This window comes from Spirulina sp. LEGE 11439, from assembly GCF_059821285.1.
In genome coordinates this window covers 221596-247187 of record NZ_JCAMRX010000002.1, presented here as the reverse complement: position 1 = coordinate 247187, position 25592 = coordinate 221596, and the positions used below count along the sequence as shown (strand labels likewise).

The window sequence follows — 25592 nt, the reverse complement described above, 5'->3', positions numbered from 1 at the left end:
GGGATTCTCATATGACCAAAATAATGATAACTGATAACTGAAATGACTTTAGCTTTCATTATTTTTCTGTCTTTCATAAAGAGAAAAATATAATCCTTTCATATTTAATAATTCTGCGTGAGTTCCTTTTTCCACTAAAATTCCCTTTTCCATCACTAAAATTAAATTTGCATCTTTTAACGGGTCAAAACGATGAGCGATCATAAAAACCGTGCGATTCCTTGCAAACTCTTGTAAATTTGTCAAGACCTGTTGTTCTGTTTCTGCATCTAACGCACTTGTTGCTTCATCTAAGATCACAATTGGAGCTTGAGAGAGAAACAAACGCGCCAAAGTAATACGCTGTTTTTGTCCTCCCGATAATGCCGTTCCTCGCTCTCCGACATTGGTTTCGTAACCGTGAGGCAGTTCGCTGATAAAATCGTGAGCGGCGGCTTTTCTGGCTGCTTCTACGACTTGTTCGGCGCTAATATCGGGATGTCCGAAAGTGATGTTTTCTAAGATGGAGGCATTAAATAAGAAATCATCTTGCAAAACGACATTAATTTGTTGTCTTAAAGAAGCCAGATCCGCGCTTTTAACATCAAATCCATCGAGCAAAATTCGTCCCGATTCTACATTATATAATCGCTGTAAGAGTTTAGACAAGGTACTTTTTCCCGAGCCGCTTCGTCCTACAATTCCCACAAACATTCCCGGTTGTACCGTAAAAGAAATCCCGCGAATAATCGGTTCTTGCTCTTCTTTGTAGCGAAAAAAGACACGATCGAAAACGACTTGACCTCGTAATCTAGGCAATACTAAACCCGATCCCGGTTCGGCTTCTGGGGCAACATTTAAAATATCGCCAATGCGGTCTACAGAAAGTAAAACTTGTTGTAAGTTCTGCCATAACTGCACGAGGCGCAATAAAGGAGCAGTAACGCGCCCGGAAAGCATTTGAAAAGCGATAAGCATTCCGATGGTAAATTCGCTCCCCGGTTCACGATTAATGACTAATTTTGCTCCAAACCATAGGATTAATAAAGTCGAAAGATTGGTGAAAAAACTACCGATATTATTGCTAATATTAGAAGTCGTCGAAGCGCGAAATCCCGTGCGAATGTAGCGAGCAAATAACCCTTCCCAGCGATCGCGAGCCTTCCCTTCTGCAGCATGTGCCTTGACTGCCCGAATTCCGGTAATCGTCTCGACTAAAAACGATTGACTGTCAGCATTGCGATTAAAGGTTTCGTTGAGCCAATGGCGTAAAATGGGGGTAGAAAGCAAGGTTAACAGGGCAAATAAAGGCAGAATAGCAAGGGCAACCCAAGTAAGTTCTACGCTGTAATAAAACATTAACGCCAAATAAACGACGGCGAAAATACTATCAAGAACCACTGTGAGGGCTGTTCCCGTGAGAAACTGGCGAATATTTTCTAACTCTTGTACCCTTGCCACAGTATCCCCCACCCGACGGGACTCGAAATAAGCGAGAGGAAGGCGCATAAGATGGCGAAATACTTGTCCGGACAGGGACAAATCTAAGCGACGGGCGGTGTGGGTGAAGATATAAAGGCGCAAAATGCCTAAAATAGACTCAAAACCTGCAATACTAACCATTGCGATCGCCATGACATCCAAGGTCGCCAGACTCTCTTGTACCATCACTTTGTCGATAATGACTTGCGTGATAATTGGCGTTCCCAGACCTAAAAGCTGTAAGGTAAAAGAAGCGAGTAAAACTTCTTGTAAAAGTCCTCGATAGCGCCAAACCGCAGGTAAAAACCAACTGAGATTGAAAGTTTCTTGCTTGCGAATGGGTTCTACTTGCCAGATGCGCCCTTTCCAACCCATTTCTAACTGCTTGCGAGAGATGGGTTCGCAACAGAGACGGGGGTTAAGCGGATCGCCGATAATGGCTTTACTACCTTTGATTTCGTAGAGGACGATCCATCGTTGAGACCGATCGCTATCCGATGGTTGCAATTGTTTGCGTCCCGCCCAAAATACCTTGTGACGAATATCAAACTTGCGATCGCTTTTCACATAAGGCGGTTGCCATTGCAGCAGGAGAGGAGTCGAGAGGCGGGCTAAATTGACCCAACGCACCTTTAACCCTCGTAGTTGCAACCCCAACTTTTCTCCTGCATCCACGAGATGATGGGGGCGATCGCTTCGCAACTGTCTTTGCACCCATTCCAAAGCTGCTGGGGCGTTAAAATACTGTGCCACCATCGACAAACAAGCCGCCGCCGAGTTTTTACTGGAAAGAAAAGGATATTTAGAATAAGGGGAAATATCCTGTTGAATGAGTTTGGGTTGTCGGCTGGGTTCCGAGGGTTCAAAAGGAACTAACGGGCGATCGCGCAAAATTTCCTGTACCCGTGCTAAAGTCTCTCCGGCTTCCGCTTCCGATCCTTCCCATAACACCCCTTTTAAGGCTTTGACGATCGCTCCTGCATCTTTAGTTTCCTCAACTTCTGGCGTAACGGCATCTTCACTTTCTACGGAAGAGTTGTGCAGAATTTGACGCGGTTGAGCAATAACAGGGAGGTTATCCCGAGGAGAATCTTGAGGTGTTTCTCCTAAGTAACGAGCAGTTGTTGCTTGCCAAAAGTCTTTGAGTTCCTCATTTTTGTTGTCCCATAAAGCTGCATTCCACCGCCATACCGTCACTTCTCCCGAGGCAACTGCTTTGCAATCTTCCCCCAATGCCAGCAGATCCCCAAACCAGTCCCCTTCCATTAAAGTAAAGAGGGGTTGGGGGGGATCTTCGCGTCGCAAGCGCACCTTACCAGAAACTAAAAGATAGATTGCCCGATCGCGCTTCTCTCCTAGAGAAACTGTATCAACACCGTCGCTTTCCCAAATTTTCTCGCCAATGGTATACTCGCGAACTTCTAGTTGTTCCTCAATGCGTTGCTGTTGTTGGAGATCGAGCCAGCAAAACGGCGGTTTTTCTGGCGCTATTCGGCCTCGATCTTGACTTTCAACGCCCGGACTTTTTCCGCTAACCATTGCTCGAAAATCTCATTTTGCAGGGTTTCTTTGATCTGATTATCCTCGAGGGAGGCGGGAAGAAATTGTTCGATACGGAAGATCAACCAACGTTCTTCTAAACTTAACGGTCCGACAATATCTCCCGGGTTGGCATCATCGATCGCAGCGCGAAGGCGATCGGGCAAAGTCGCGCGGCTGACGGGTCCCAGCATTCCGTTTACGATACGATCTTCCCCTAAAGAATGCTTTTTCGCCAACTGTTCAAAGGAAATCCCTTCCAAAATTTGTAGGTGTAGTTCTTCGGCCAGTTCTCGATTTTCGACGATAATTCGAGAGAGAACGACGCGATCGAGGGTGAGTTTGCGATCGATAAAATGCTCTTGCAATTTGGGTTCGGCTATTTTCACCTTCAGTTGCGCCATTCGCACGCCCCCAGCCACTTGCCCGTGAAATCTATCGTAAGTTAGATTATTTTTAACCAGCCATTCATTAAAAGTTTTCGGTTCGCTGAGTTGATTTTGCAGGCGAAAGTTAATGACAGCTTGTTCGACGATCGCGGTACTGTCGGGAAGTTCTTCCTCTTTGAGGGTTTTTTCGAGAATGTATTGTCGGAGAATCTCAACGATAAAACTCTGGAGCTTTCCGGCGGCTTGAAGATAGCCGAGAGTTTGCTTGAGAGGAATGGGTTTTTCGTCGATAGTGAGGAAAGTATCAGTCATAAAGAAAGAATTGCGATCGCGACATTCACTAAGAATAATTGTACTTTGTTATGGGGGGAGAGGTTTTCTCCATTCTTCAATATTACGGACTCGGGCAATGCAACGCGATCGCATTGCGGCGAATGGGAAGAAATCGCGCGATACTTAGTTAGTTAGCCTTCGATTTGCGCGATCGCTTCTCGGGGTGTTTTTTCTCCATTCATAACGGCGAGTATTCCGGGGAGGTATTCATCCATCATCATTACGTTGGGGTAAACAACTCGTTCCACAAGAGCGGGGGTGAGGCGATCGCCTTCTACATCGATACTGGTTTTGTAGCGAATTTCTCCGTCATCGAAATCTAACTCAAAATTGCCTAAAATCGTTCCATAATTAGCACGAGTAATAAATTCAGCCAGTTCGAAGCGTTTCTCTTCAGGAGCGGGAAGGGGACAACTAGAGTAAAAAATAAGTTGTTGGCGTTCTTCTCTCGTTTGCAAAAAGCAAGTCCATTGACCGTTATTTCCTTCAAAACCCAAGCGTAAAACATTTTCTCCTTCAATACGCTGAAATGACCAATCATCTTCGAGAAAAAATTGAATTGTAGTTTCGAGGAGAGTGCGTAGAGTGGTCTCTTCTTCGGGTTCTTGAAATTCGCGATCCAATTCTTGGAAAAATGCACCGATCGCACCCACAGCCCCATCAGAAAAGTTTTTGGTAATTTCGTTGAGATTGGTTTCTGTCAGTTCGGAGAAAAAGTCAACAATTCCTTGAGAAATTTTCTCTTGGTCTGGCAGTCCGTTAATGAGTGCTTCGGGACTAATATAAGACCAGAAGGTACGATAGCCGACTTCTTTTGTATCTTGTTGTTGACTGACGTGGAGACAAAGCCAACTGTCAGTATTGAGGAGATTTTTTAGATCGCTGCTGGGTTCTGCGAGTCTGTTTAATGCTCTTGTTTCATCGATAGAGTCATCGCCAAATTCAGGAAGCAGATCGGGTTTGAGGGAAAGTTTAATTTGCAAGGTGCGATCGCTTTGAAATTCTCCATTTTCGATGGGTGTACGGACGGCTGTTTTGAGATTAAAGAGTTCTTCTGTGTCAATTTTTTCGTAGGTTTGAGGGGCAATTTCTCCAGTTAAACAGCATTCGATGAGGCGATCGCCTTGACGATTGAGATCTAATTTGACGACTAACAGGGAAAGCGTTTCACTGGTTGGAGTTGAGAATATGATTTCGGATGTCATAAAAACAAATTAAGAAATAAAGAGTTTTTAGAGAAGCGATCGCACTTCCAACCTATCTTATTTTCACCAGAAACGCGATCGCACTCTTAACCTATTCTGTTTTTACCAAAGGCGCGATCTCATTGCCCTTTTTATCCACTTGCAAGGATTTATGAATTTTTCTGCAATCTGAGTTGACAAGAGTTGAGAGCTACAATACACTTATACTCAATATATTGGGAAGACTTCACCATGTCAGCCAAACTCGTCCAAGAACAACCCACTCGGGATTTTCGCAGTCCTGATTTTTTTGTAACGTTGAATGTGGATGGACAACGAGAACGCCGCAGTTGGATATTGTGGGAAGAGATGGGACGCTATCCCAATGTTATTGTTGAGCTAATGTCTTCTTCGACAGCAAGTCAGGATACGGGAGCGAAAAAAAGGCTTTACGAACAAACTTTTCAGACGCGAGATTATTTTGTTTACGATCCGTTCGATCGCGAGTCTTTGCAAGGATGGCATTTGGGATCGAATGGACGTTATGATGCGATCGCACTGGACGATCGCGGCTGGTTGTGGTGCGAGACGTTGGGGTTATGGATGGGACTGTGGGAAGGAGAGATTTTGCGAGAGGTGGCGACTTGGGTACGGTTTTACGATCCCGACGGGAATTTGATTTTATTGGGGACGGAACAAGCAGAACAGGAACGAGAAAGAGCAGAACTCGCTGAGTCTACTTTAGAACAAGAACGACAGGAGAAGGAAGAGGCGATCGCATCTCTGGAAGAACAACAGCAAAAAATGCGCGATCGCTTAATTGAATTAGGGGTCGATCCGGATACTTTGTAATGGCGATCGCGTCTCTCGAAGGACAACAGCAAAAAATCCGTCGCTTGAATTAATTATGTTGACTTAAAGTTGGGACAGAAAATATAAATGCTCACGAAATTTTGCTTTTTGAACAGTTTCGATCTCACCCGATCCACCCAATGCTAAAGCAGGTTCAAATGCATAACATTCATCATATTTCAGTCCTCCCAACTTTTTAATAGCTTCTTGATGTAGTTCGATATCTAAAGCATCTTCAAGATAGTTTTGATCGCACAAAGCAACATCAAAAAATACTCTTAAGTCGTCTGAAATATTAAATACATTTTTGTATAATACGGAAATGTACTTAATTGTTTCTCCATTCCATATAATCATATCTCCAAACGATGTGCGTGCAAATACAAACGATGACTCAAAATCATCGATCCATTCTTTTAAAATATCTTGGAAGTCGTAAGGATGAACTATCCAAATTAATCCTTTCCCATAACTACACCAACCTATTTCACTCCATTCGCTCAGGAGCATTTCTGGCAATAAATTTTTATATTGTTCTACAATAACAGAAGGAACTTTCTGATATTGTTCTGGTAAGCCATGTTTTTCTTTAAATGCACTGAAATTGGTCATTTTTGTGTTTCCTAGATTGCAAATGAAATCATAGATATTTTATCAGAACTTTATCTAAGAATTAAATTTGCTACTTTCTATTTCCCAAATAGCTCCATTTTTAATTTTACATTCATATATAGCTTTGTTTTATCTCCTTTAATTTCTTTAACTTTCGGTTCAAGTATTTTTACTTGACCTCTCCATTGAGCACCAATTGAGCTATTTGTCCTAGCATCTCCAAGACCTGTGATTTTTGTTGAATCCCCACCAGCTACTTGATCGGGGTCATGTAAAGCAGCTTGTGTTTTCATAAACTTATCGACTTTTTCTGTAGCAATTATTTTCGCTTGCTCAAGAGAAAGACCTTGTTTTTCTTGTTCCTTAACTTCTTTGTCTATTAGCTCGAGTCTTTTTTGCGCTCTAAAAGCCTTTTGTGCTTTAGTTCCAGCTTTAGAACGTCCAGATTTTCCTTGTGATTTTCGCTCCTCGTACAAGTATCGATTTTTCTCCCAATCACTTACTTTCATTTTGTTCAAACCTTTCTCTTGATTTTTCAGTTGCCTTGCAAACTCTTGACTATCAAAATATTTAGTATTACACTTGAAAATCAAACTCGCCTGCTTCATTTTAGTTTGAGCTTTCTTTTCTCCTTTACTGGCAACATACTTATAATCCCATGTATCACCTCCATCACTGACTTTGATACTCTTGAAAACTGGATGTTTTTGTTTAACAGTGGTGGCAACTTTTCCTGCATCCTCTTTCGTGATTTTATTACCATTCTTCATATATTTCTTTTCTTCTACATCAATTTCCTGCAATCCTTTGTTAACTTTCGCGTCATGTTCTGGATCTTCAGTCTCAGCATTTTCATCTTGTTCACCACGCAAACCGAGTTTTTTCAATAGTTTTCCTGCTGCTTTTTTAGCTTTCTTCAATAACTTATTAATCGCCTTATCAACCCGCTTGCGAATCTTCCCGATAATCTTCTGAACCTTAGTTGTCAAACTGCCCAAACCCGCTAGAGAAGCTAATAAACCTATCACTACCGGGATCGACTTCGCTAAAGCATCTTCAATGAATTTTGCTGCTTGACCTAAAGCACCACTCGCGATCGCACTAATTGATTGAGAAATTGCCTGTATCAAAGCCGCAATCTGACTACCGCGATTGATAAAGAACATGACAATATCATAAATCGCCTTAGCCGCCTTCAAAAACGCACTCGCAGGATTCAACAAACTGAAAATCCAAGTAATTCCTGCTTTGATAACCTCCGTAATCACCATTTCCCTAATCGATCCCATTACCGACTCTTTCAAATCGGTAAACTCTTCTTGCATGTATTGCCAAACTCCCGACAAACCTTCAGATCGCAAGACCTGAAAAATCTCTACCCCTGTTTCCATCGCATTCACGACGGGTTCGCCAAACATTTTCACCGCTTTACCTCGGACATAATCCCAAGTCAGCCCCAAAACCTGCGTGACAAGGCTAAAAATCCCTTTGAGACTCATCACATCTTCTGGAATTTGAATTCCCGTCGAACTCATCGTCCCAGTTAACCAACTAATCAGACCCGTTTGTAAATGCTTAACGATATTTGCACTGAAATTATTAAATCCTTGGCGTATTCCATCAATCAAATTACTCAAAAAGCCAATCGGATCGCTTATAATTGCCCCGATCGCACTCGCCGCACTCGCAAGAGCGCCGCTAATCATATCCCGTATTTGTTTAATTGTCTCAAACACCCCAGACATCATATCTTTCGCCTTGTCGTACAGTCCCTTATTCGCCTCCTTCATCTCCTCAATACGCTGGTCAACCGCCTGCAAACTGGTGCTATATTGCTGGGTTAGGCTATTGAGAAGTTCCTCTCGCTTGCTATTGACATTTGCTTCCAGTTGGTCAAACTTTCCTTGGATATTTTGCGCCGCTTCCTCTCCCATTTGTCGTTGTTCTTCCGGCAAACCGGCAATATAATCTTGAATCTCCTGTTTGCCCTCGCTAATAGCAGTTTTCGCCTCATTTAAACGCTCCGCCACCAAATTAGAAATATCTGTCAGAGCAATATCCATCTCATCAAGATACAACTGTCGCCCATCCACAAAGAACTGATTGACCTCGGGGGGTAAACCCACAAAAGAATCTTTCAAGCGTTTTCCCCAGCCACCCACGTTGTACCAAGAGCCGTAGCGTTCTTCCTTATACGCTGTCATTTTGGCATCAACATAATTCTCAAACTTTTGCTTGGCGGTACTCGCAGCCGTATCAAACTTACTCGAAACATCTCCTTCCAAACCATTGAGCGCTGTGTCAACCTTGTCCTTGGTATCTTCATAAATCTGATTAATTTGTCCGGCAATTTCCGATCGCTTCCCTTCATCCTTTCCTTTCGTCGTCCCTTGTAGCCCCGTCACCTGAGCGAGAGCCTGTTCTTGCTCTCCGTGCATGGCTTGGGTTTGCGTATCTACCGTCGCTTTTGCCTGTCCTTGAGCCTGAGTAATAACCCCCTGCTCCTGTTGGCGATAAGTTGCAGGCGCAGTCGATCCATGTGCCTGCGTTTCCCGTTTTGCCGCCAAAGCACCGACAAACTGCGGTTCATTGGAGTTTTCCAGTTGTTCTTCCGTCACCCCAGCTTCCGCCATTTGAGTATCGAGGGCTTGGCTATTCCCCTGAAGGGGTGCAGAAACCTCACTCTCGCTCTTGGGTTTGGGAACAGCCTTTTCTCCGCCCAAATCTCCGGGTGAGGGACTCGCCAGACTGGGTTCTAGGGGCATTGCGACGCGGGGTTCAATACTGCCCGTATCCGGTGCTTCTTGGGTCTTTTGTTCGAGGGATGCCCCGGCTTGTTCCTGCTCCTGTTTCACCCCAGAAGCCACATCATTTTTAACCGAATCAAGTTGATTGCTGTTTTTGAAATTTTCTGCTTTCTCTTCTGTATCGGGCAAAACTGCTTTAATCTTAGCCAGCAAATCTTGCTTAAACTTCTCCCCATTAAAACTTCCCGTGGGTTCTTGTTCCATTTCCTCCACTTTCACATCTTGCGCTTGACTCTCCACCTCATTTGCCGGAGATTCCGCCGCTTCTTGCGCCGCTTTTGCCTCAGATTCGGCGGGATTATGTTGTTTTTTCTCCTCTGCAACCCCCTGAGTCTTAGTGACAACTGCCTGAAAATCCGGATCGGCTTCTGGGGAGGCTGGTGCGGAAGTTTCTCCTCCTGACAGTGCGGGAGCAGCTGCTTGGGGCGCATTCCTTTGAGGTGCAGCTTTTTCTTGAGGTGCTTGGGGTGCAGGAGCAGCCGCCTCTTGTTGCGGGGCTTCTGGAGCATTTTGAGCGGTTTCTCCACCTCCTCCCGAACCTTCCTCAGTAGATGTAGGGGCATTTTGTTCCGGTGCGGGAGCAGCCTCGACGGGTTGAGCCGCGATCGCGTCTTCTCTCCTCTGAACGATCGCACTCAACCCCCCAGACAGAGAAGAAAGCGCCTTTGCCTGTACCTTATTTTCCTTCTTTTCTGAAGCATCTAAAGACTTAGCTCGAGGCGTACCCCCCGTCTGTTGAATCGTGTGGGTCAACTCGTGAGCCAGCAACTCTTTCCCCGAACTCGACCCCGGATTGAATTTTCCGGCATTAAAATAAACATCCTTCCCGTGAGTAAATGCCTGTGCGCCGATTTGCTTGTTCATCTGCACGGCATTTGAGTCCGTATGCACTCGCACGCTACTAAAATCCGTCCCGAAGCGAGACTCCATAAAACCTTTGGTCTCATTGCCGAGAGGAAAGCCGCCCCCTTGACCCTGCGAGAGATTCTGCTCGAAATCAGCGTTTGCACTAGCAGATTGTCCTTTTGCCTGAATTTCCGGTTTTTCTTTCTCTTTAGAGGCTTCTGGCTGTCTCTGCACCGACTCTTTAGGCGCAGGATCGGGCATTTCTATGACTTTTCTGGCGACGCGATCGGCTTCCTGCTCGTATTGGTCTCCTGGTTTCCCGATACTCAGCTTTGTTTGAATCGATTCCTCATCATTAATTTTCTTTAACTGAACTTCCTTCTCTTCCTCTTTTGTTTGAACTTTTTCCTCTTCTTCAGCTTTTAGTTGCACATCTCCCTCATCTTCCTTAGCCTGAATTTTTTCCTCATCCTCAGCTTTCAATTGAACTTCTTCATCTTCCTTCGTTTGAACCTTCTCCTCATCTTCCACTTTTAACTGAACCTCTTCTTCCTCTTCCTTGGCCTGAATTCTCTCCTCTTCATCTTGCTTAGCTTGAACTTTCTCCTCCTCATCAGATTTTAACTGAACCTCTTCATCTTCTTTTGCTTGAATCTTCTCCTCATCTTCCTCAGAAGACTCGATCGCATTCTCCTTCAATTGAACTTCTTCCTTATCCTCTTTCTCTTGAATTTCCTTTTCTTCCGTCTCTTCTTGCGTTTGTACTGGTGGCGTAGAATCAGGCGCATCAATCGGAATTGATCCCCAGTCCGGCTGTACCGACTCAGAAACCGGGAAAGGCTCATCCCTCGAAAATTCGTCATTACCCGTAGAAACGGGACGACGAGCAAAAGGAGACTTAGACGACTTGCCCTTAGCCGGAAGAACGCCCGCTTTTTTCGGTTGCACCAAAGCCTTTACCATCTGTCTAGCCTCTCCTTCTCTTTTTCGAGATCTCCAGAGAATTTCACAAACTGTTACACTTGCCGACCCGCGATCGCATCCGCTCAGTATATCGCAAAATTTCTTTAGAGTCGATATCGATCTGAACTTATTGTAGGCGATCGCGCTTCGATACTAGAATAATTGCACCAGTCGGGTGTATGTGTGAAGTTTAACTCCAGAAAATTCCCATGACCAAAATAATAATTAAGATTTCAAGCCTCACTGTTTACTGATAACTGTTTACTGAAATGACCAATCCAGATGTCGCATCGGCACGTGAGAAACTCCTCCATCTTCATAACCAATTGCCGCAACACCTTCATTTAGCTCGAATTTGCCAACAGTTTCAGCTAACCTCTTTTGAGCGCGATATTTTACTGTTTTGTTTGGGGATGGAAGTCAAGTCAAAATGGGCGGGATTATGTGCGATCGCACAGGAAAATCAGAAACAAAACTATCCAACTTTTAATCTAGCATTGATACTCTTTAAAAAGCCCCACATGGGCGCTTTAAGACCAGATTCTCCTCTACGATACTGGCAATTAATCGCAGTCGAAAAGAGAATGATATTTACGCAAAGTCCTTTGAAAATTGATGAATGGGTGTTTCATTATCTACTCGGTTCATCTTTCTTAGATGAACGATTAGAGCATTTATTAGAGCCAGTTTCCGCTAAAAATTCCTTAGTCAAATCCCATCAACAGCTTGTCGAACAATTATTGCATATTTGGCAAGAAGAAGAATATCCTAATATTCCTGTCGTGCAGCTTTGCGGACAAAATTTAGGACATTTAAGAGCGATCGCAGGAAAATTTTGCGAGAAAGAAGGGCGAAAACTCTATGCGATCGCTTCTCATTTACTGCCAACCGACGGCGTAGAATTTGCAAATTTTTTACGACTGTGGGAGAGAGAATCACAACTCCAAGGCTCAGTTTTGTTGTTGGAAATCGACGATATTCGCGGGGAAGATGCAGCAAGACAACAAGCAATTTCTCTGTTAATCGATCGCATTGACACCCCGCTTATCATTGCGACTCGCGATCGCTTTTCTCCGCGCAGACGTTATTTATTAACCTTTGAAGTTCAAACCGCAACCTTAGAAGAGCAAAGAGAAAACTGGCATCATATTTTAGGTCATATTGAAGAACGCGATCGCGAACCCATTGTCAAAGCCATCACAGCGCAATTTAATCTGAATTTAAATACTATTGAATCTGTCGGCACGATCGCGAAAGGAAATCTTTCTCTTCCGCAAAAAGAATTGCAACAACAAATCTGGGAAAGCTGTCGTATTCAAGCACGCCCCCAGTTAGAAGATTTAGCTCAGCGTATTGAATCAACTGCTATTTGGGAGGATTTAATTCTTCCTCCTTCCCAACAAGAAACCCTCAAAGAAATTGCCGGACAAATTCGCCATCGCACTACAGTTTATTATGATTTAGGATTTGCAGGCAAGGGTGCGCGAGGGTTAGGAATTAGCGCTTTATTTGCCGGAACTAGCGGCACCGGAAAAACGATGGCTGCGGAGGTTTTAGCGAAGGAATTAGGCGTAGATTTATATCGGATCGATATCAGTCGCGTGGTGAGTAAATACATTGGGGAAACCGAGAAGAATTTACGCCGTATTTTTGATGTTGCAGAAACAGGAGGGGCAATTTTATTGTTTGATGAAGCCGATGCTTTATTTGGTAAGCGCAGTGAAGTTAAAGATAGCCGCGATCGCTATGCTAATTTAGAAGTGAGTTATCTCTTACAGCGCATGGAAGAATACCAAGGTTTAGCGATTTTAACGACGAATTTAAAAGATGCGATCGACAATGCCTTTCTGCGCCGAATTCGTTTTATTGTTAAATTTCCCTTTCCCAATTTAAAACAAAGAAGTGCCATTTGGCAGCGCGTTTTTCCCTCAGAAACACCAACATTAGGATTAAATTATCGCCGATTGGCACAATTAAATGTAGCCGGGGGAACGATTCGTAATATTGCCATTAATGCTGTCTTTTTAGCCATTAATGAAAAAGGCGATCGCAACCCTGTCACCATGAAGCATATTTTAAAAGCAACCCAAAATGAATATCTCAAATTAGAAACCCCTTTAGCGGATGCTGAGATAAAAAATTGGGTTGAATAGTTAGTTTTGAGATTTAATTCCCAAATCTATTGCATTTTTTATCTTGCTTTTGTCATCCCAAGTAGAAAAAATAGAATTAAAGTAGCGAAAATTTCGCTCGGGACGATCTCAAACGATCGCAAAAAAAACACCTGCGAGAAATTGCAGGTGTTTTTTTAATGCTTCAATTGTTATGATTTAGAACAAACCCAAGGTTAAAGACTTATCCAAAGGGAAAATCGCTCCAGCACCCAACCAGAGGGTAACAGCAGTACCAAATAAGAAAACAGTCGTTGCTAAAGGACGACGGAAGGGATTTTGGAACTTGTTGACGTTTTCGATGAAAGGAATCAATATCAAACCTAAAGGAACAGCCGCCATACCGGCAATTCCTAATAATTTATTGGGTAAAATCCGCAAAATTTGGAATGTAGGATAGAGATACCATTCAGGTAAAATTTCTAATGGCGTTGCGAAAGGATTTGCAGGCTCGCCAACGGTTGCAGGATCGAGAACTGCTAAACCGATATTTAACGCAATGGTTCCCATAATCACGATGGGGAACACATAAAGTAAATCATTCGGCCATGCAGGTTCGCCATAATAGTTATGACCCATACCTTGGGCCAATTTGGCACGGAGTTTGGGATCGCTGAGATCCGGTTTTTTAAGGGTTGACATGATGAATAGGTGTCTCCTGAATTCACGCAATATTGCGATCGCGAGTTTGCATTTAAGAACTAAGACGAGTCCGGGTCAGATTGGCCGCTTGTAGGGAAATTCTCACCCGATCGCCAGTTTTACCGAGGTTTAGAGAGGTCCGGAAATACCTTGCTTGCGGATCATTAAGAAGTGAGCCAACATGAAGACCGCGATCGACCAAGGCAAAACAAAAGTGTGCAAGCTGTAGAAGCGAGTGAGGGTTGCTTGTCCAACGGATACACCACCGCGCATGAGTTCGACCAATTGATCGCCCACAACGGGGATAGCAGCAGGAACGCCAGAGACAATATTAACCGCCCAGAATCCCATTTGATCCCAAGGGAGAGAGTAGCCGGTTACGCCAAAACTAACGGTAATCACAGCGAGGACAACTCCCGTCACCCAAGTTAATTCCCGAGGTTTTTTGAAACCTCCCGTTAAATAAACCCGGAAAACGTGGAGAATCATCATCAATACCATCATGCTGGCAGACCAACGGTGAACGGAACGGATGAGCCAACCGAAGTTAACCTCAGTCATAATGTACTGAATGGAGTTAAAGGCTTCCGTGACCGTAGGCTTGTAGTAAAAGGTCATGGCGAAACCCGTGGCAAACTGGATGACGAAGCAAACCAACGTCACGCCGCCCAAACAGTAGAAGATATTTACATGAGGGGGAACGTATTTGCCGGCAATATCATCTTCAATCGCCTGAATGTCCAAGCGTTCTTGAAACCACTGATAGGTTTTTGATTCTCTTGCTTGCTTAATAAACATGAAATCCGAATTCCTTAAGGAAAAATGTTGTTCGTCCAATTCCTACCACTTGAGGACGTTGGAACGAGATGAAAAAAGTATAAATGACTGGGGAACAAGGCCCCGATCGCCGAGGAGCAAGAATTCTTAAACTCCCTTTTAAAAAATGTAACACGATTTATGCAGTCACCCGTCACCAGTTATGCAGTCACCCGTCACCCGTTCTGAGCTTCATGACTAAAATGTAAGAAATTAGTTTAAAGATGACTCATGGGGAAACAAAGATTTTGGTTGGGATGGTTGATGGCGATCGCCGTGTTGGTGTCTGGGTTGGCTTGGTCTCCAACCGCATTCGCGTTTACGGAGGATCAGAAGGTCTTTTTGCAAGCATGGCGGATCGTCAATCAGGCTTATGTCGATGACAGTTTTAACGGGCAAAATTGGTGGTTTATGCGCCAACGGTATTTGCGCCGTCCCTTTCGCGATCGCCCTGACGCTTACGAAGCGATTGACGAAATGCTGGCCAGTTTGGACGATCCCTATACGCGCTTGCTGCGTCCGGAAGAGTATCGCAGTTTGCAGGTGAGTACTTCGGGGGAATTAACCGGAATTGGCGTGCAAATCAATCTCGAACCCAAAACCCTGCAATTGCAGGTGATTAGCCCCATCGCAGGTTCTCCGGCAGAACGAGCCGGAATTCGTGCGGGCGATCGCATTCTCGAAATTGATGGTGTTTCTACTCAAGCGATTTCTTTGGATGAAGCGGCGATGAAAATGCGCGGAGAAATCGGGACGCGGGTACAACTGACTCTCGAACGAGATAGCGAACCTCAAGGAGAAACTGTAGAAATCGTCCGCGATCGCATTGCCCTCAACCCCGTCACCGCTCATCTCGATACCCGTGGAACGCTTCCGATCGGCTATCTGCGTCTCGCTCAATTTAACGCCAATGCGACCGCAGAATTGGCTCATGCGATCGCAGATCTCGAAGCGCAAGGGGCTGCCGCTTATATTCTCGATTTACGCAACAATCCGGGGGGACTTTTGCAAGCAGGTGTTGGGGTCGCACGTCTTTGGCTCGAGGATGCTCCCATCGTTTATACCGTCAATCGTCGGGGAATGTTAGGCAGTTTTGAGGCTGGCGATCGCGCTCTCGTTAATTCCCCTCTTGTGGTTTTAGTGAATAAAGGTTCTGCCAGTGCCAGTGAAATTTTAGCCGGGGCATTGCAAGACAACCATCGCGCTCAATTACTCGGAGAACAAACCTTTGGCAAAGGGTTAATTCAGTCTCTCTTTGAACTCCCCGATGATTCGGGTTTGGCGGTCACGGTGGCGAAATATGAAACCCCCAGCCATCACGATATTAATAAGTTGGGCATTACTCCCGATCGAATTGTTCCCCAAGAGCCGATTTCTGTTGTTGAAATCGGCAGTGAAAGCGACCTTCAATATCAAGCAGCTATCGAACTACTCAATGTAAAATCCATTCTTGCCGATGCTGCTTAACTCATACTCAAAATAGCAATCGCTATAGATAGTCGAAGTAGATATTTTACTCAGTTTCTACTTCGATTTTTTTTTACAAAACTTATTTTTTTGTGTCTTCTCCTTTTTATAAAATTAAATTTCTCTTTTCTTCCTTGAATTAACCTAAAAAGTGATGCAAAAAGTCTCAAAAAAGGAGAGAGGTGAGGGAGATCACCACTTTTATTGACTGAAGTGATGCGGTTTGTACAAAAATCAACAGATAATATTAATTAAAGCACTTAATATTTCTAATCATGAATTTAGCTTCATTGTACTTACCTGACGGATTTCAACTCACCCAAGAACAATTTTCTAGGCTAACGCAAGTTAACCAAAGTTTACGTTTAGAACGGACTCAAGCAGGAGAATTAATCATTATGGCTCCCACGGGAGGAAATGTTGGACAGTACACGGCAAAACTGCTGGCGCAATTCGTCAATTGGAATGACAAGACCGGGCTAGGGGTTGTTTTTAGTTCCCCAACGGTTTTTCAATTACCTAATGGTTCTCAACGTTCTACCAGTATCGCTTGGGTTAGTCTCGATCGCTGGAATTTTCTCAGTCCGGAACAACAACAAAATTTTCCGCCTTTGTGTCCGGATTGCGTTGTAGAATTTTGTACTTGTACGGATAGTGTGGTGGTTTTACGAGGAAAAATGGATGAATACGTTGCCAACCAATTACGCTTAGGATGGTTAATCGATATTCACAACCAAGAAGTAGAAGTGTATCAACGAGGAAAGTCAGTGACCATTCTCAAGACTCCTAATTTTCTTTTGGGAGACGATGTTCTTTCTGGGTTTTCCCTGAATTTAAAATTTTTGTGGAATTAATTGAAGTGATTTTGGGCATTTAAATCCAGTATTTTTGCGTTTCTTCTTCTTTACCTCTAAATAAATATACAGAGAGGAACATTAAAGCGATCGCTCAATGCTTTTGCTTGAGTTTTCGGCTCAGAAGTAGGGATTGTTGAGGGTTCAAGGGGAGAAAATTCACCCGATCCGAATCGCTTGCAGCACCCGATCCAAATCTCCCCACTCGCCCACAATGCGGCGTACCGGATGCGGCCAAGCCCGAACTAACGTAGGAGTAGCCGAAACATGATTGATTTCTGCTTGTTCGGGATGTTTAAAAATATCAATAACTTTGAGAGTATAGGGCGAATGGAGACGATTTTCTAAGAGTTGATGGAGAGTTTTTAACGTCTGTTCCGTTGCGGGGGTATTTCCGGAAACAAATAAGCGCAGGACGTAATTAATACTCGGATCGTCCGAGGCGATCGCGTCGTTTTCTCTCCCACCGCCATTGCCATTCTTCTGTTGCCAGCGATCGTAAGCCACCACGAGATCCTGTTCTTCCCAGAGTTGCGGAAAGCGATCGCGGTAACTTTCCACAATCATCGGTTCGCAACTTTCCTCCCGCCATTCTGCTGTCTGCCATCCGACTTCTTGGATGTCAAAAACAGCATTGAGGAAAGTCCGATAGCGCATTACTGTAGGGTATGCCTCTGCGATTGTCTGTACTGTTTGGGTTTTGGGATCGAACCAGCGATCGACAGTTGCCGTATAAGCCGGTACCAAAAAATGAGGGGGTTCAGTTAATCCCAATAACTCCTGCAAACCGACGCAGAGATGTGCGTGCCATTGATCTTGTTTAGAAGGATCGATCGCATAGATCAAATCCCCAGCCGGGGTAAATAAAGCAATTCCTTTGAACAGTTTTGACAAAGTTTTTATGGGTTAGTTGTCATTATTAGGTGTTGTTTGGCTAGGAATAGTCTCAGCTATCAAACTATATTTAACTGATAGCTGATAACTGTTAACCGATAACCGATCGTTAAGTGAACTACCACTCATCATCCTACGGATAGATGAGCGGCTTCGGAATTCATAGGGGATTGCTGTCCATCAACAGAATTGATAGCAAGTCTTACATCCCCTCCATCCGCAGTATCCTGCGTTCCACAGGATAATAATTGTCTGATGCCTTCGGCTCTGATATTTTTGCTGGCATTCTCATCCCTATCGTGCAAAGTTTTACATTCTGGACAAGTCCATTCTCTTACATCTAAGGGCATTGAGTCCATTTGATGAACGCATTCAGAACAAGTTTTAGAACTCGGAAACCATCGGTCAATCTCGATTAATACTTTGCCTTCTTTGGCAAGTTTGTAATCGAGGAAATTAACGAACATTCCCCAACCGACATCAGAGATAGCTTTAGCGAGTTTGTGATTTTTTACCATCCCCTTCACATTGAGATTTTCAACGACAATGACTTGGTTTTCGTCTACCAGTTTTCTGCTAAGTTTATGCAGAAAATCTTGGCGGGAATTGCTGACTCGCTCATGAACTTTGGCTACAATTTTACGCGCTTTCTGTCTCGATTTAGAGCCTTTCTTCTTTCGAGAAAGTTTTCTTTGCTTGCGTTTGAGATTCTTTTCATGTTTGGCTAAGTGTTTAGGATTAGAGTACTTTTCTGTTTTTTCTCCATCATTGACAATCGCAAAATCTTTTAATCCAAGGTCAATTCCTGCCACTTTTCCATCAGTGCTAGTTGTTGGGGTTTCTTTTTCTACTTCAAGTAAGAGAGATGCGTAATACTTGCCTGATGGGGTTTGGCTAATTGTCACCGTTTTGATTTTGCCAACAATGTCTCGGTGAAAGACTGCTTTGATTTCACCGATTTTCGGAACTTTTAAGCAATTGTTGACAATAACAACATTTTGAGGATATTGAAGAGATTGCTTGTGATGTTTGGATTTGAATCGAGGAAATTTGGCTCTCCCTTCAAAGAAATTTTTGTAAGCCTTGTTTAAATTAATGGCTACACACTGAAGAACAGCAGAGTAACAGTCTGTTTTTAGCCAAGGATACTCTTTTTTTAGTTGAGGCAGCATTCCTTTGTAGACAGATAATTTTAAGGTTTTACCTGTTTCTTGATAATACTGAATACAAGCGTTAAGCGCAAAATTCCAATACCAACGCGCACAACCAAAAGACCGAGACAAAGCCTCTTTTTGTGCTGGATTTGGATATAATCGAACTTTGATTGCTTTCAGCATTTTATCAATCGAACTGTCTGAGCAATATTTTAACGAAATTCAGGGTTAAATACAAGAGTTTTCCATAAAAAATTGGGCATCGAACCCAATTTTTTATCCGATTCATCCCCTATCGAATCAAAGATTACGATAGAGGGATTCTCGGAAATTATGCTAAATCCGACCGCGTAACATTTGTGCCATTTCATTGGGTGTGGGGGATTTTTCCAACGCTGTTTCTTCCGTAATGCGACCTTCTTCATAGAGATTGTAAAGGGATTTATTCATTGTGGTCATGCCATCATATTCACTTTGATTCATCAGTTCGTGCATCTCTTCATACTGCCCTTTCCCGATATATTCCTTCATAGTTTCCGTATTAATGAGAATATCGTGAAAGGCAGCCCGTTTGCCATCTGTTGTTCGGCACAAACCTTGAGCAATAATTGCGACGAGGGATTCTGCTAAAGCAATACGCATAGAATGCTGTTCTTCCGCAGAATAAAGGTTGAGAATCCGTTCGATGGTTTTGACCGCACTATTGGTGTGGAGCGTTCCCATAACCAAGTGACCGGTTTGTGCTGCTTTCAGGGCTGTATTGACGGTGCCGCGATCGCGCATTTCCCCCACCAGAATCAAATCCGGATCTTCCCGCAACGCCGCTTTGAGGGCATTATCAAATAGCAAAGTATGCGTTCCCACTTCCCGGTGTTTGACCAGAGATTTACGACTTTTGTGAATGAATTCGATCGGGTCTTCAATCGTAATAATGTGCTTGGCGTGTTCCTTATTGATATAGTCAATCATGGCTGCCATCGTCGTTGATTTTCCCGATCCCGTTGGACCTGTCACTAAAACCAAACCTTTATGAGCATCCGAAATATCTCGCAGCACTTCCGGCGCTCGCAATTGTTCCATTGTCAGAATTTTCAACGGGATCAACCGCATGACAATGGAAGGACCTGTGAGACTGTCAAAAACGTTGATCCGTACCCGGGCAAAGTCGTATTGTTTTGCCGTGTCGAGTTCTTTTGTATCCTTAAATTGCTGAATTTCTTGCTCGCTGACGATCTCGTGCATCCAACTCCAAAACGTAGGCTCGTCGGTGACGGGATAATCCTCTAGATTGCTCATTTCGCCGCGATCGCGAACCCGAGGTTGTTCGCCAACTCCCAAGTGAATATCTGAATAGCCATCCTCGTGAGCGCGGTTAATAATTTCCTCCATACTGGGTTGTCCGGGGGAACGTTGAGGCCCTTTAGGTTTGGCCTGTTGCATGCCACTAGAACGAGGAGGGACAGAGGGTCTTCTCGACATTTGTTGAGTGGCATCAGTAGGAGCGGCTTTTGCACCGGGAGGTCGTCCGGGAGGAGGGGCCGGGGGACGGCGAGGAGGGGCCGGGGGACGGGATTGGGTCATCGTTCAACAACTCCGCTTTTGAGAAGCACTATTTTTTATCATAATCTCTGATATTGCATTCCGGGTAATTGCGTTACCAATCCTTGCAATTCTAAGGTTAATAAGTCACTGGATACGTCTCCCGGTGGCCGTCCGCAATTTTGCACGATCGCATCAAAGGGAGTCGGTTGCAGGGCGATATTATCCCAAATTTGTTTTAATTCGGGACTGAGATCGGCAGGAGGTTGGCGATCGCTGCGATCCAATTGAGGAATTGTCCCCAGCATGGCTAATAGGGCTTCTTCTCCTAAAATCAGATGCGCTCCTTGGTTGGCTAAATGCAGGCAGCCGGAGGATTGAGGGCTATCGAGAGATCCCGGTAAGGCATAAACATCCCGCCCGAATTCATTCGCGTAGCGGGAGGTAATTAAAGCCCCCGATCGCCTTGCGGCTTCCATCACTAAAATGGCACGACTGATGCCGGCAATAATGCGGTTGCGCGGGGGAAAGTTTCTCCCGTCGGGTTGAGTTCCGGGAGGATAATCGCTGAGAATTAAGCCTTGTTCGCAAATTTTGTGATAAAGGCCGGTATTGCGTTGGGGGTAGATAACATCGATCCCGGTTCCCAAAACAGCGATCGTTTTTCCCCCTGCAACCAAACAGGCTTTATGGGCTTCAGTGTCGATCCCCGCCGCTAACCCCGAGGCGATCGCAAATCCATGTTGCGTTAAAGCGCGGCTAATTTTTCGCGTCCATCGCTTCCCGTATTCACTGGCGTTGCGCGTCCCGACCATCGCGATCGCGGGTTGGCTAGAACCCAAAATCTCCTTTTGTCCGCGATAATACAACACTGGCGGTGGGCTAGGAATCTCTAGCAATAAGGAAGGATAATCCAGATCTGCAGGAGTCCAAAATGTAAAGCCTTTGGCGAGATATCTTTCTAACAATTCTTCTGGATGAAGGCGCGATCGCTCCGTGGCAATCCCTTGGGTGGATTTTTCGCCAAAGTTATTAATCTCCCAAAAGGCTTGTGTGGGAGCATTCCATGCTATTTCCATGCTGCCGAAATGTTCTTGGATGCGTTTGAGGGAAGTTGGACCCACTCCTGAAATTTGCGACCAAGCCACCCAGTAGGCGCGTTCTTTCTCCAATGCTTTTCACTCCTTAACGAGAAATTTTAGAAAAAATTTTGTTTTTCAATTGAGAATTAGTTGCATTAAACGTACAATAGGAAATCGCAATACTGAATAACCTTGGAGACAACGTTAATGATCCCTAAAACCCGTACTCTATTATCCCTTGCTACCGGACTGAGTTTGCTCATCGCTGTGGGTTGCAGCAGCAGCGAACCTGTCAGCACGGATAGTAACTCTAGTCAAGGTGGAGAAATTAATCTTTACTCTTCTCGCCATTACGATACTGACGATGCACTCTATGATAACTTCACAAAAGAAACAGGGATTAAAGTTAATCTCATTGAAGGAAAAGCAAATGAATTAATCGAACGGATTAAAAGTGAAGGTGAAAATAGCCCTGCCGATCTTCTCATTACAGTTGATGTTGGCAATTTATGGCGGGCACAAGAAGAAGGAATTTTACAATCCGTTTCTTCAGATGTTTTAGAAGAGAATATCCCAGCCAATTTACGAGAAGATGAAGGGCATTGGTTTGGGTTAACCAAACGGGCAAGACTGATCGTGTATAACAAAGATAAAGTCAAAGCTGAAGAATTATCGACTTATGAAGACTTAGCCGATCCGAAATGGAAGGGACGGATTTGTATTCGCAGTTCGAGTAATATTTACAATCAATCTCTTGTTGCTTCAAAAGTTGCTGAATTGGGCGAAGAAGAAGCCGAAACATGGGTGAAAGGAGTGGTAGAAAACTTTGCACGCGAACCCGAAGGAAACGACACGGCGCAAATTGAAGCTGTTGCTTCTGGAGAATGCGATGTAGCGTTAGTTAATAGTTATTATGTTGCCCGCTTGCAGCGTTCTGACGATGCCAAAAAACAAGAAATTGTTGCCAATATTGGCGCATTTTTTCCCAACCAAAAATCAGGAGGCGCTCATATTAATATTAGCGGTGCAGGAGTCACAACCAATGCTCCCAATAAAGAAAATGCGATCGCCTTTATTGAATATTTGACGACTCCGGAAGCACAAGAGATCTTTGCTGATGGTAATAATGAATATCCTGCTGTTGCAGGGGTTTCCGAAAATGAAATCGTCAAAGCATTAGGGGATTTCAAAGAGTCAGAACTTGACGTAGAAAGTTACGGTGAAAAGAATGCCGATGCAGTTAAAGTCATGGATCGTGCTGGCTGGAAATAATCTTAGAGGGCGAGCAATGCTCGCCTTTTTTCATGTTTAAAATGTTATTTAATATTGTTGGATAATGAGCGATCGTACTGAACAATTAACTCAAAAACATCTGTTTTTGCACCATCTATCACGAGAAGAAAAAATAAGAATATTCAGAGAATGTCACATCCGACTCAATTGGTATAAAGATAGTATTATTCAGCGAACCAAAGAACGAGTGCGACAGCAAGGGGAGAGATAATTTTTATGGCAACTTTTGCTCTCAAAAAAAGAATTTTTGATTTTTTTTGCAAATATATCTTAAGTTGTATTTGTTGACAAAAATCACAGAATTGTGTTAGAACTCAAATGGATAATCAGCGATCGAAAATCCCGCATGATGTTGAACCCATTTGAACTCTACACCATTCCATTAGCAGACTGGATCGAACCGCTCATTGATGTTCTTGTCGATCGCTTTCGTCCCTTCCTGCAAACAACAGTGAGTATTCCTGTTGGCTTTGTTCTCGAGGGAATTGAATCCTGCTTGCGAGGAATACCTCCTCTGATATTTCTGAGCGTCTTGGGATTATTAACATGGCAACTCGTCGGCTGGGCGATCGCGATTTACAGTATATCAGCGCTCAGCTTTGTGGGATTTATCGGAGTCTGGCCAGAAGCCATGACCACCCTTTCTCTTGTCACCACCGCAGTTATTTTTTGTCTTGTTCTCGGCATTCCTTTGGGGATTATCGCGGCAAAGAGCGATCGCTTTGAACAAATCTTGCGTCCTTTTCTCGACGCAATGCAAACCCTTCCTTCCTTTGTTTATCTCGTCCCCGTTGTGATGTTATTTGGCATCGGAGAAGTTCCTGGAGTGATTGTCACCTTGGTTGTTGCCCTTCCCCCCTTGATTCGCTTAACCAGTGTTGGCATTCGCCAAGTTTCTCCTGAAGTCGTCGAAGCAGCCCTTGACTTTGGTGCAAACTCTAACCAAGTTCTTTGGGAAATACAAATTCCCCTCGCAATGCCCATTATTCTGGTCGGAGTGAACCAAACGATCATGCAAGCCCTTGCTATGGTTGTCGTAACTTCCATGATTTCCGTTAGAGGCTTAGGATTGACAGTATTGAGAGGAATTGGGCAATTGGATGTCGGATTGGCTGTTGTCGGAGGGATCGGTATCGTCGCGATCGCAATTCTACTCGATCGCTTTACTCAAGCCCTAGGTAAACCCCATGCCCTTCCTTGGCAAAAGCGCGGCTTCGTTGGCTTTATCCTTTCGATTACAAAAGTGAGACAGAACTTTCGAGGATATTTCTCATCACGCAGACGAGTCAATCGAAAAGAATCAAGAAAATGGTGAGGCTTAGGTTGAAGAAGCGAGAAAATATTTAAGAATTGACAATAAGGAGAAAAGCAAGGGAATATATTTATAATTTATAACCTAGGGCATCATGAAAAAACTCACACTTACAGTTCTTTTTGCTAGTTTGCTATCGGGCGCGATCGCTTGTCAACCTACAGCTTCTAACAACAAAATTTCTTCACCCTCCTCAAAAGAACTTCCAGGAGAAGGGATAACCGTGAAACCCATTCGTATCAGCGTACCGGAAGATCACTTTCAAACCGAAGTTGTCAACAAAGCCTTAGCAAAATTAGGTTACAAGATCGAAGAAACCGCCGAAGTTTCCTCACCGTCTCTCCTATTTACTGCCCTTACTAACGGAGATGTAGATTATACACCAGTTCATTGGGAACGAATCTTCACCAAGTTTTATGAGAAGAGTGGTGGTGATGAAAAATTAGCAAAAATAGGTGTTATCGTTTCCAATACAATACAAGGATATCAAATTGATAAAAAAACGGCTGAGGAATATAACATTACTCATTTAGACCAGTTCAAAGATCCTGAAATTGCTAAACTTTTCGACAGCGATGGCAATGGCAAAGCCAATTTAACTGGATGTCCTCTAGGTTGGGGCTGTGAGGTAGTTGTCGAGCATCATTTAGATGCTTACGATTTGCGCGATACCGTAGAACTCGATCAAGGAACTTATGCTGTTTTAATTGCCGATGCGATCGCTCGGTACCGACAAGAAGAATCAGTTTTATTTTACACTTGGATTCCCATGTGGTTAGGACAAGTCTTAAAACCGGGTGAAGATACTCTTTGGTTGGAAGTTCCCTATACAGACTTACCACAAGAACAAGGAGATATCTCAACAAAAGACACCACAGCCCAAGGTAAAAATCTCGGTTTTGCCATCGATCGCATTCGGATTACTGCCAATAAAGAATTTATTGCCGCCAATCCTGCCGCAAAAAAAGTATTTGAACTCATTGAAATTCCCATTGAAGATATTAGTGCTCAAAACTTACGAATGCGGGAAGGAGAAGACAAACCGGAAGATATTTCTCGTCATGCAGACGAGTGGATTGAAAAGAATCAAGAAATCTTTGACAGTTGGATCGAAGAAGCGATGCAAGTTCAATCTGAAAATTAAGTGATAGAGAAAAATCATAACCAATTTCCCCTTTTTTCTTGTTTTTATCCGTAGGGACGTAAAACTTTATGTTCCTAGGGAAGTTACTAAACATCTAGAAGTGGCTACTGAGAATAATACATCGATTTGTTTGACAATTTCATGCGATCGGATTAACCTTGAGTCAGTTCAGACTAAATTTGGGTCAGACGCGCTACCACTTTAGATAAATATCACGTAAAATAACAACCAAAAGAAG

20 protein-coding genes are annotated in these 25592 nt (G+C 43.8%); 9 read left to right on the top strand and 11 right to left on the bottom strand.

Translation table 11 applies throughout. The features are described from left to right. Positions 1–48 precede the first annotated feature (48 nt). From AC6RV6_RS02470 to AC6RV6_RS02460, 3 genes are all read right to left on the bottom strand, one after another. A complete protein-coding gene (locus AC6RV6_RS02470) occupies positions 49–3000 on the bottom strand; it encodes a peptidase domain-containing ABC transporter (RefSeq protein ID WP_500238717.1) in 2952 nt (983 codons plus the stop codon). After that, positions 2949–3701 carry a peptidylprolyl isomerase gene (locus tag AC6RV6_RS02465; RefSeq protein ID WP_500238716.1) on the bottom strand — a complete coding sequence of 251 codons (753 nt, stop codon included), beginning with the start codon at positions 3699–3701 and terminating at the stop codon, positions 2949–2951. Before AC6RV6_RS02465 ends, AC6RV6_RS02470 begins: the two co-directional genes overlap by 52 nt. A 152-nt stretch (positions 3702–3853) precedes the next feature. After that, positions 3854–4927, bottom strand: a complete 1074-nt coding sequence (locus AC6RV6_RS02460; protein ID WP_500238715.1) for a type III secretion system chaperone family protein — start codon at positions 4925–4927, stop codon at positions 3854–3856. Between the two features lie 231 nt (positions 4928–5158). Here AC6RV6_RS02460 and AC6RV6_RS02455 point away from each other — a divergent pair, with 231 nt between their 5' ends. Then, the gene (locus tag AC6RV6_RS02455; protein ID WP_500238714.1) at positions 5159–5758 is read left to right on the top strand and encodes a Uma2 family endonuclease; all 600 of its coding nucleotides are present in this window, start codon (positions 5159–5161) and stop codon (positions 5756–5758) included. Between the two features lie 63 nt (positions 5759–5821). On the opposite strand, the gene AC6RV6_RS02450 is transcribed toward AC6RV6_RS02455, so the two are convergent. Both AC6RV6_RS02450 and AC6RV6_RS02445 read right to left on the bottom strand, forming a co-directional pair. Continuing rightward, complete coding sequence (locus tag AC6RV6_RS02450; RefSeq protein ID WP_500238713.1) at positions 5822–6370, bottom strand: GAD-like domain-containing protein; 549 nt, start codon at positions 6368–6370, stop codon at positions 5822–5824. Between the two features lie 77 nt (positions 6371–6447). Beyond that, positions 6448–10986, bottom strand: coding sequence for an eCIS core domain-containing protein (locus tag AC6RV6_RS02445; protein ID WP_500238712.1), 4539 nt, complete (start codon positions 10984–10986; stop codon positions 6448–6450). Between the two features lie 269 nt (positions 10987–11255). Here AC6RV6_RS02445 and AC6RV6_RS02440 point away from each other — a divergent pair, with 269 nt between their 5' ends. Further along, the gene (locus AC6RV6_RS02440; RefSeq protein ID WP_500238711.1) at positions 11256–13139 is read left to right on the top strand and encodes an ATP-binding protein; all 1884 of its coding nucleotides are present in this window, start codon (positions 11256–11258) and stop codon (positions 13137–13139) included. A gap of 177 nt (positions 13140–13316) precedes the next feature. Here AC6RV6_RS02440 and petD read toward each other — a convergent pair whose 3' ends face one another. Then, a complete protein-coding gene (gene petD, locus AC6RV6_RS02435; RefSeq protein WP_500238710.1) occupies positions 13317–13799 on the bottom strand; it encodes a cytochrome b6-f complex subunit IV in 483 nt (160 codons plus the stop codon). 129 nt (positions 13800–13928) lie between these two features. After that, positions 13929–14597 (bottom strand): cytochrome b6, encoded by a 669-nt coding sequence (gene petB / locus AC6RV6_RS02430; RefSeq protein WP_500238709.1) that lies wholly within the window; start codon positions 14595–14597, stop codon positions 13929–13931. 83 nt (positions 14598–14680) lie between these two features. On the opposite strand from petB, the gene AC6RV6_RS02425 reads away from it, so the two are divergent. From AC6RV6_RS02425 to AC6RV6_RS02415, 3 genes are all read left to right on the top strand, one after another. Continuing rightward, positions 14681–14824: a hypothetical protein gene (locus AC6RV6_RS02425; RefSeq protein ID WP_500238708.1), complete on the top strand. Its 144-nt coding sequence runs from the start codon at positions 14681–14683 to the stop codon at positions 14822–14824. 22 nt (positions 14825–14846) lie between these two features. Further along, the gene (ctpA, locus tag AC6RV6_RS02420; protein ID WP_500238707.1) at positions 14847–16082 is read left to right on the top strand and encodes a carboxyl-terminal processing protease CtpA; all 1236 of its coding nucleotides are present in this window, start codon (positions 14847–14849) and stop codon (positions 16080–16082) included. Between the two features lie 275 nt (positions 16083–16357). Beyond that, entirely contained in the window at positions 16358–16936 is a 579-nt protein-coding gene (locus AC6RV6_RS02415) for a Uma2 family endonuclease (protein ID WP_500238706.1), read from the top strand. 159 nt (positions 16937–17095) lie between these two features. Here the strand turns inward: AC6RV6_RS02415 and AC6RV6_RS02410 are convergent, their stop codons facing one another. From AC6RV6_RS02410 to dprA, 4 genes are all read right to left on the bottom strand, one after another. Next, positions 17096–17830 carry a circadian clock KaiB family protein gene (locus AC6RV6_RS02410; protein ID WP_500238705.1) on the bottom strand — a complete coding sequence of 245 codons (735 nt, stop codon included), beginning with the start codon at positions 17828–17830 and terminating at the stop codon, positions 17096–17098. Positions 17831–17958: 128 nt separating this feature from the next. Beyond that, complete coding sequence (locus AC6RV6_RS02405; protein ID WP_500238704.1) at positions 17959–19167, bottom strand: RNA-guided endonuclease InsQ/TnpB family protein; 1209 nt, start codon at positions 19165–19167, stop codon at positions 17959–17961. A 153-nt stretch (positions 19168–19320) separates the two neighbouring features. Further along, positions 19321–20565, bottom strand: a complete 1245-nt coding sequence (locus AC6RV6_RS02400; protein WP_500238703.1) for a type IV pilus twitching motility protein PilT — start codon at positions 20563–20565, stop codon at positions 19321–19323. 38 nt (positions 20566–20603) lie between these two features. Then, the gene (dprA, locus tag AC6RV6_RS02395) at positions 20604–21695 is read right to left on the bottom strand and encodes a DNA-processing protein DprA (RefSeq protein ID WP_500238702.1); all 1092 of its coding nucleotides are present in this window, start codon (positions 21693–21695) and stop codon (positions 20604–20606) included. A 117-nt stretch (positions 21696–21812) separates the two neighbouring features. On the opposite strand from dprA, the gene AC6RV6_RS02390 reads away from it, so the two are divergent. The 4 genes from AC6RV6_RS02390 (at position 21813) to proX (ending at position 25354) form a co-directional block, all read left to right on the top strand. After that, the gene (locus AC6RV6_RS02390) at positions 21813–22877 is read left to right on the top strand and encodes a Fe(3+) ABC transporter substrate-binding protein (protein WP_500238699.1); all 1065 of its coding nucleotides are present in this window, start codon (positions 21813–21815) and stop codon (positions 22875–22877) included. Between the two features lie 64 nt (positions 22878–22941). Next, positions 22942–23109: a hypothetical protein gene (locus AC6RV6_RS02385; protein WP_500238697.1), complete on the top strand. Its 168-nt coding sequence runs from the start codon at positions 22942–22944 to the stop codon at positions 23107–23109. Between the two features lie 135 nt (positions 23110–23244). Next, positions 23245–24213, top strand: coding sequence for an ABC transporter permease (locus AC6RV6_RS02380; protein ID WP_500238694.1), 969 nt, complete (start codon positions 23245–23247; stop codon positions 24211–24213). Between the two features lie 91 nt (positions 24214–24304). Further along, positions 24305–25354: a glycine betaine/L-proline ABC transporter substrate-binding protein ProX gene (gene proX / locus AC6RV6_RS02375; protein ID WP_500238692.1), complete on the top strand. Its 1050-nt coding sequence runs from the start codon at positions 24305–24307 to the stop codon at positions 25352–25354. Positions 25355–25592 lie beyond the last annotated feature (238 nt).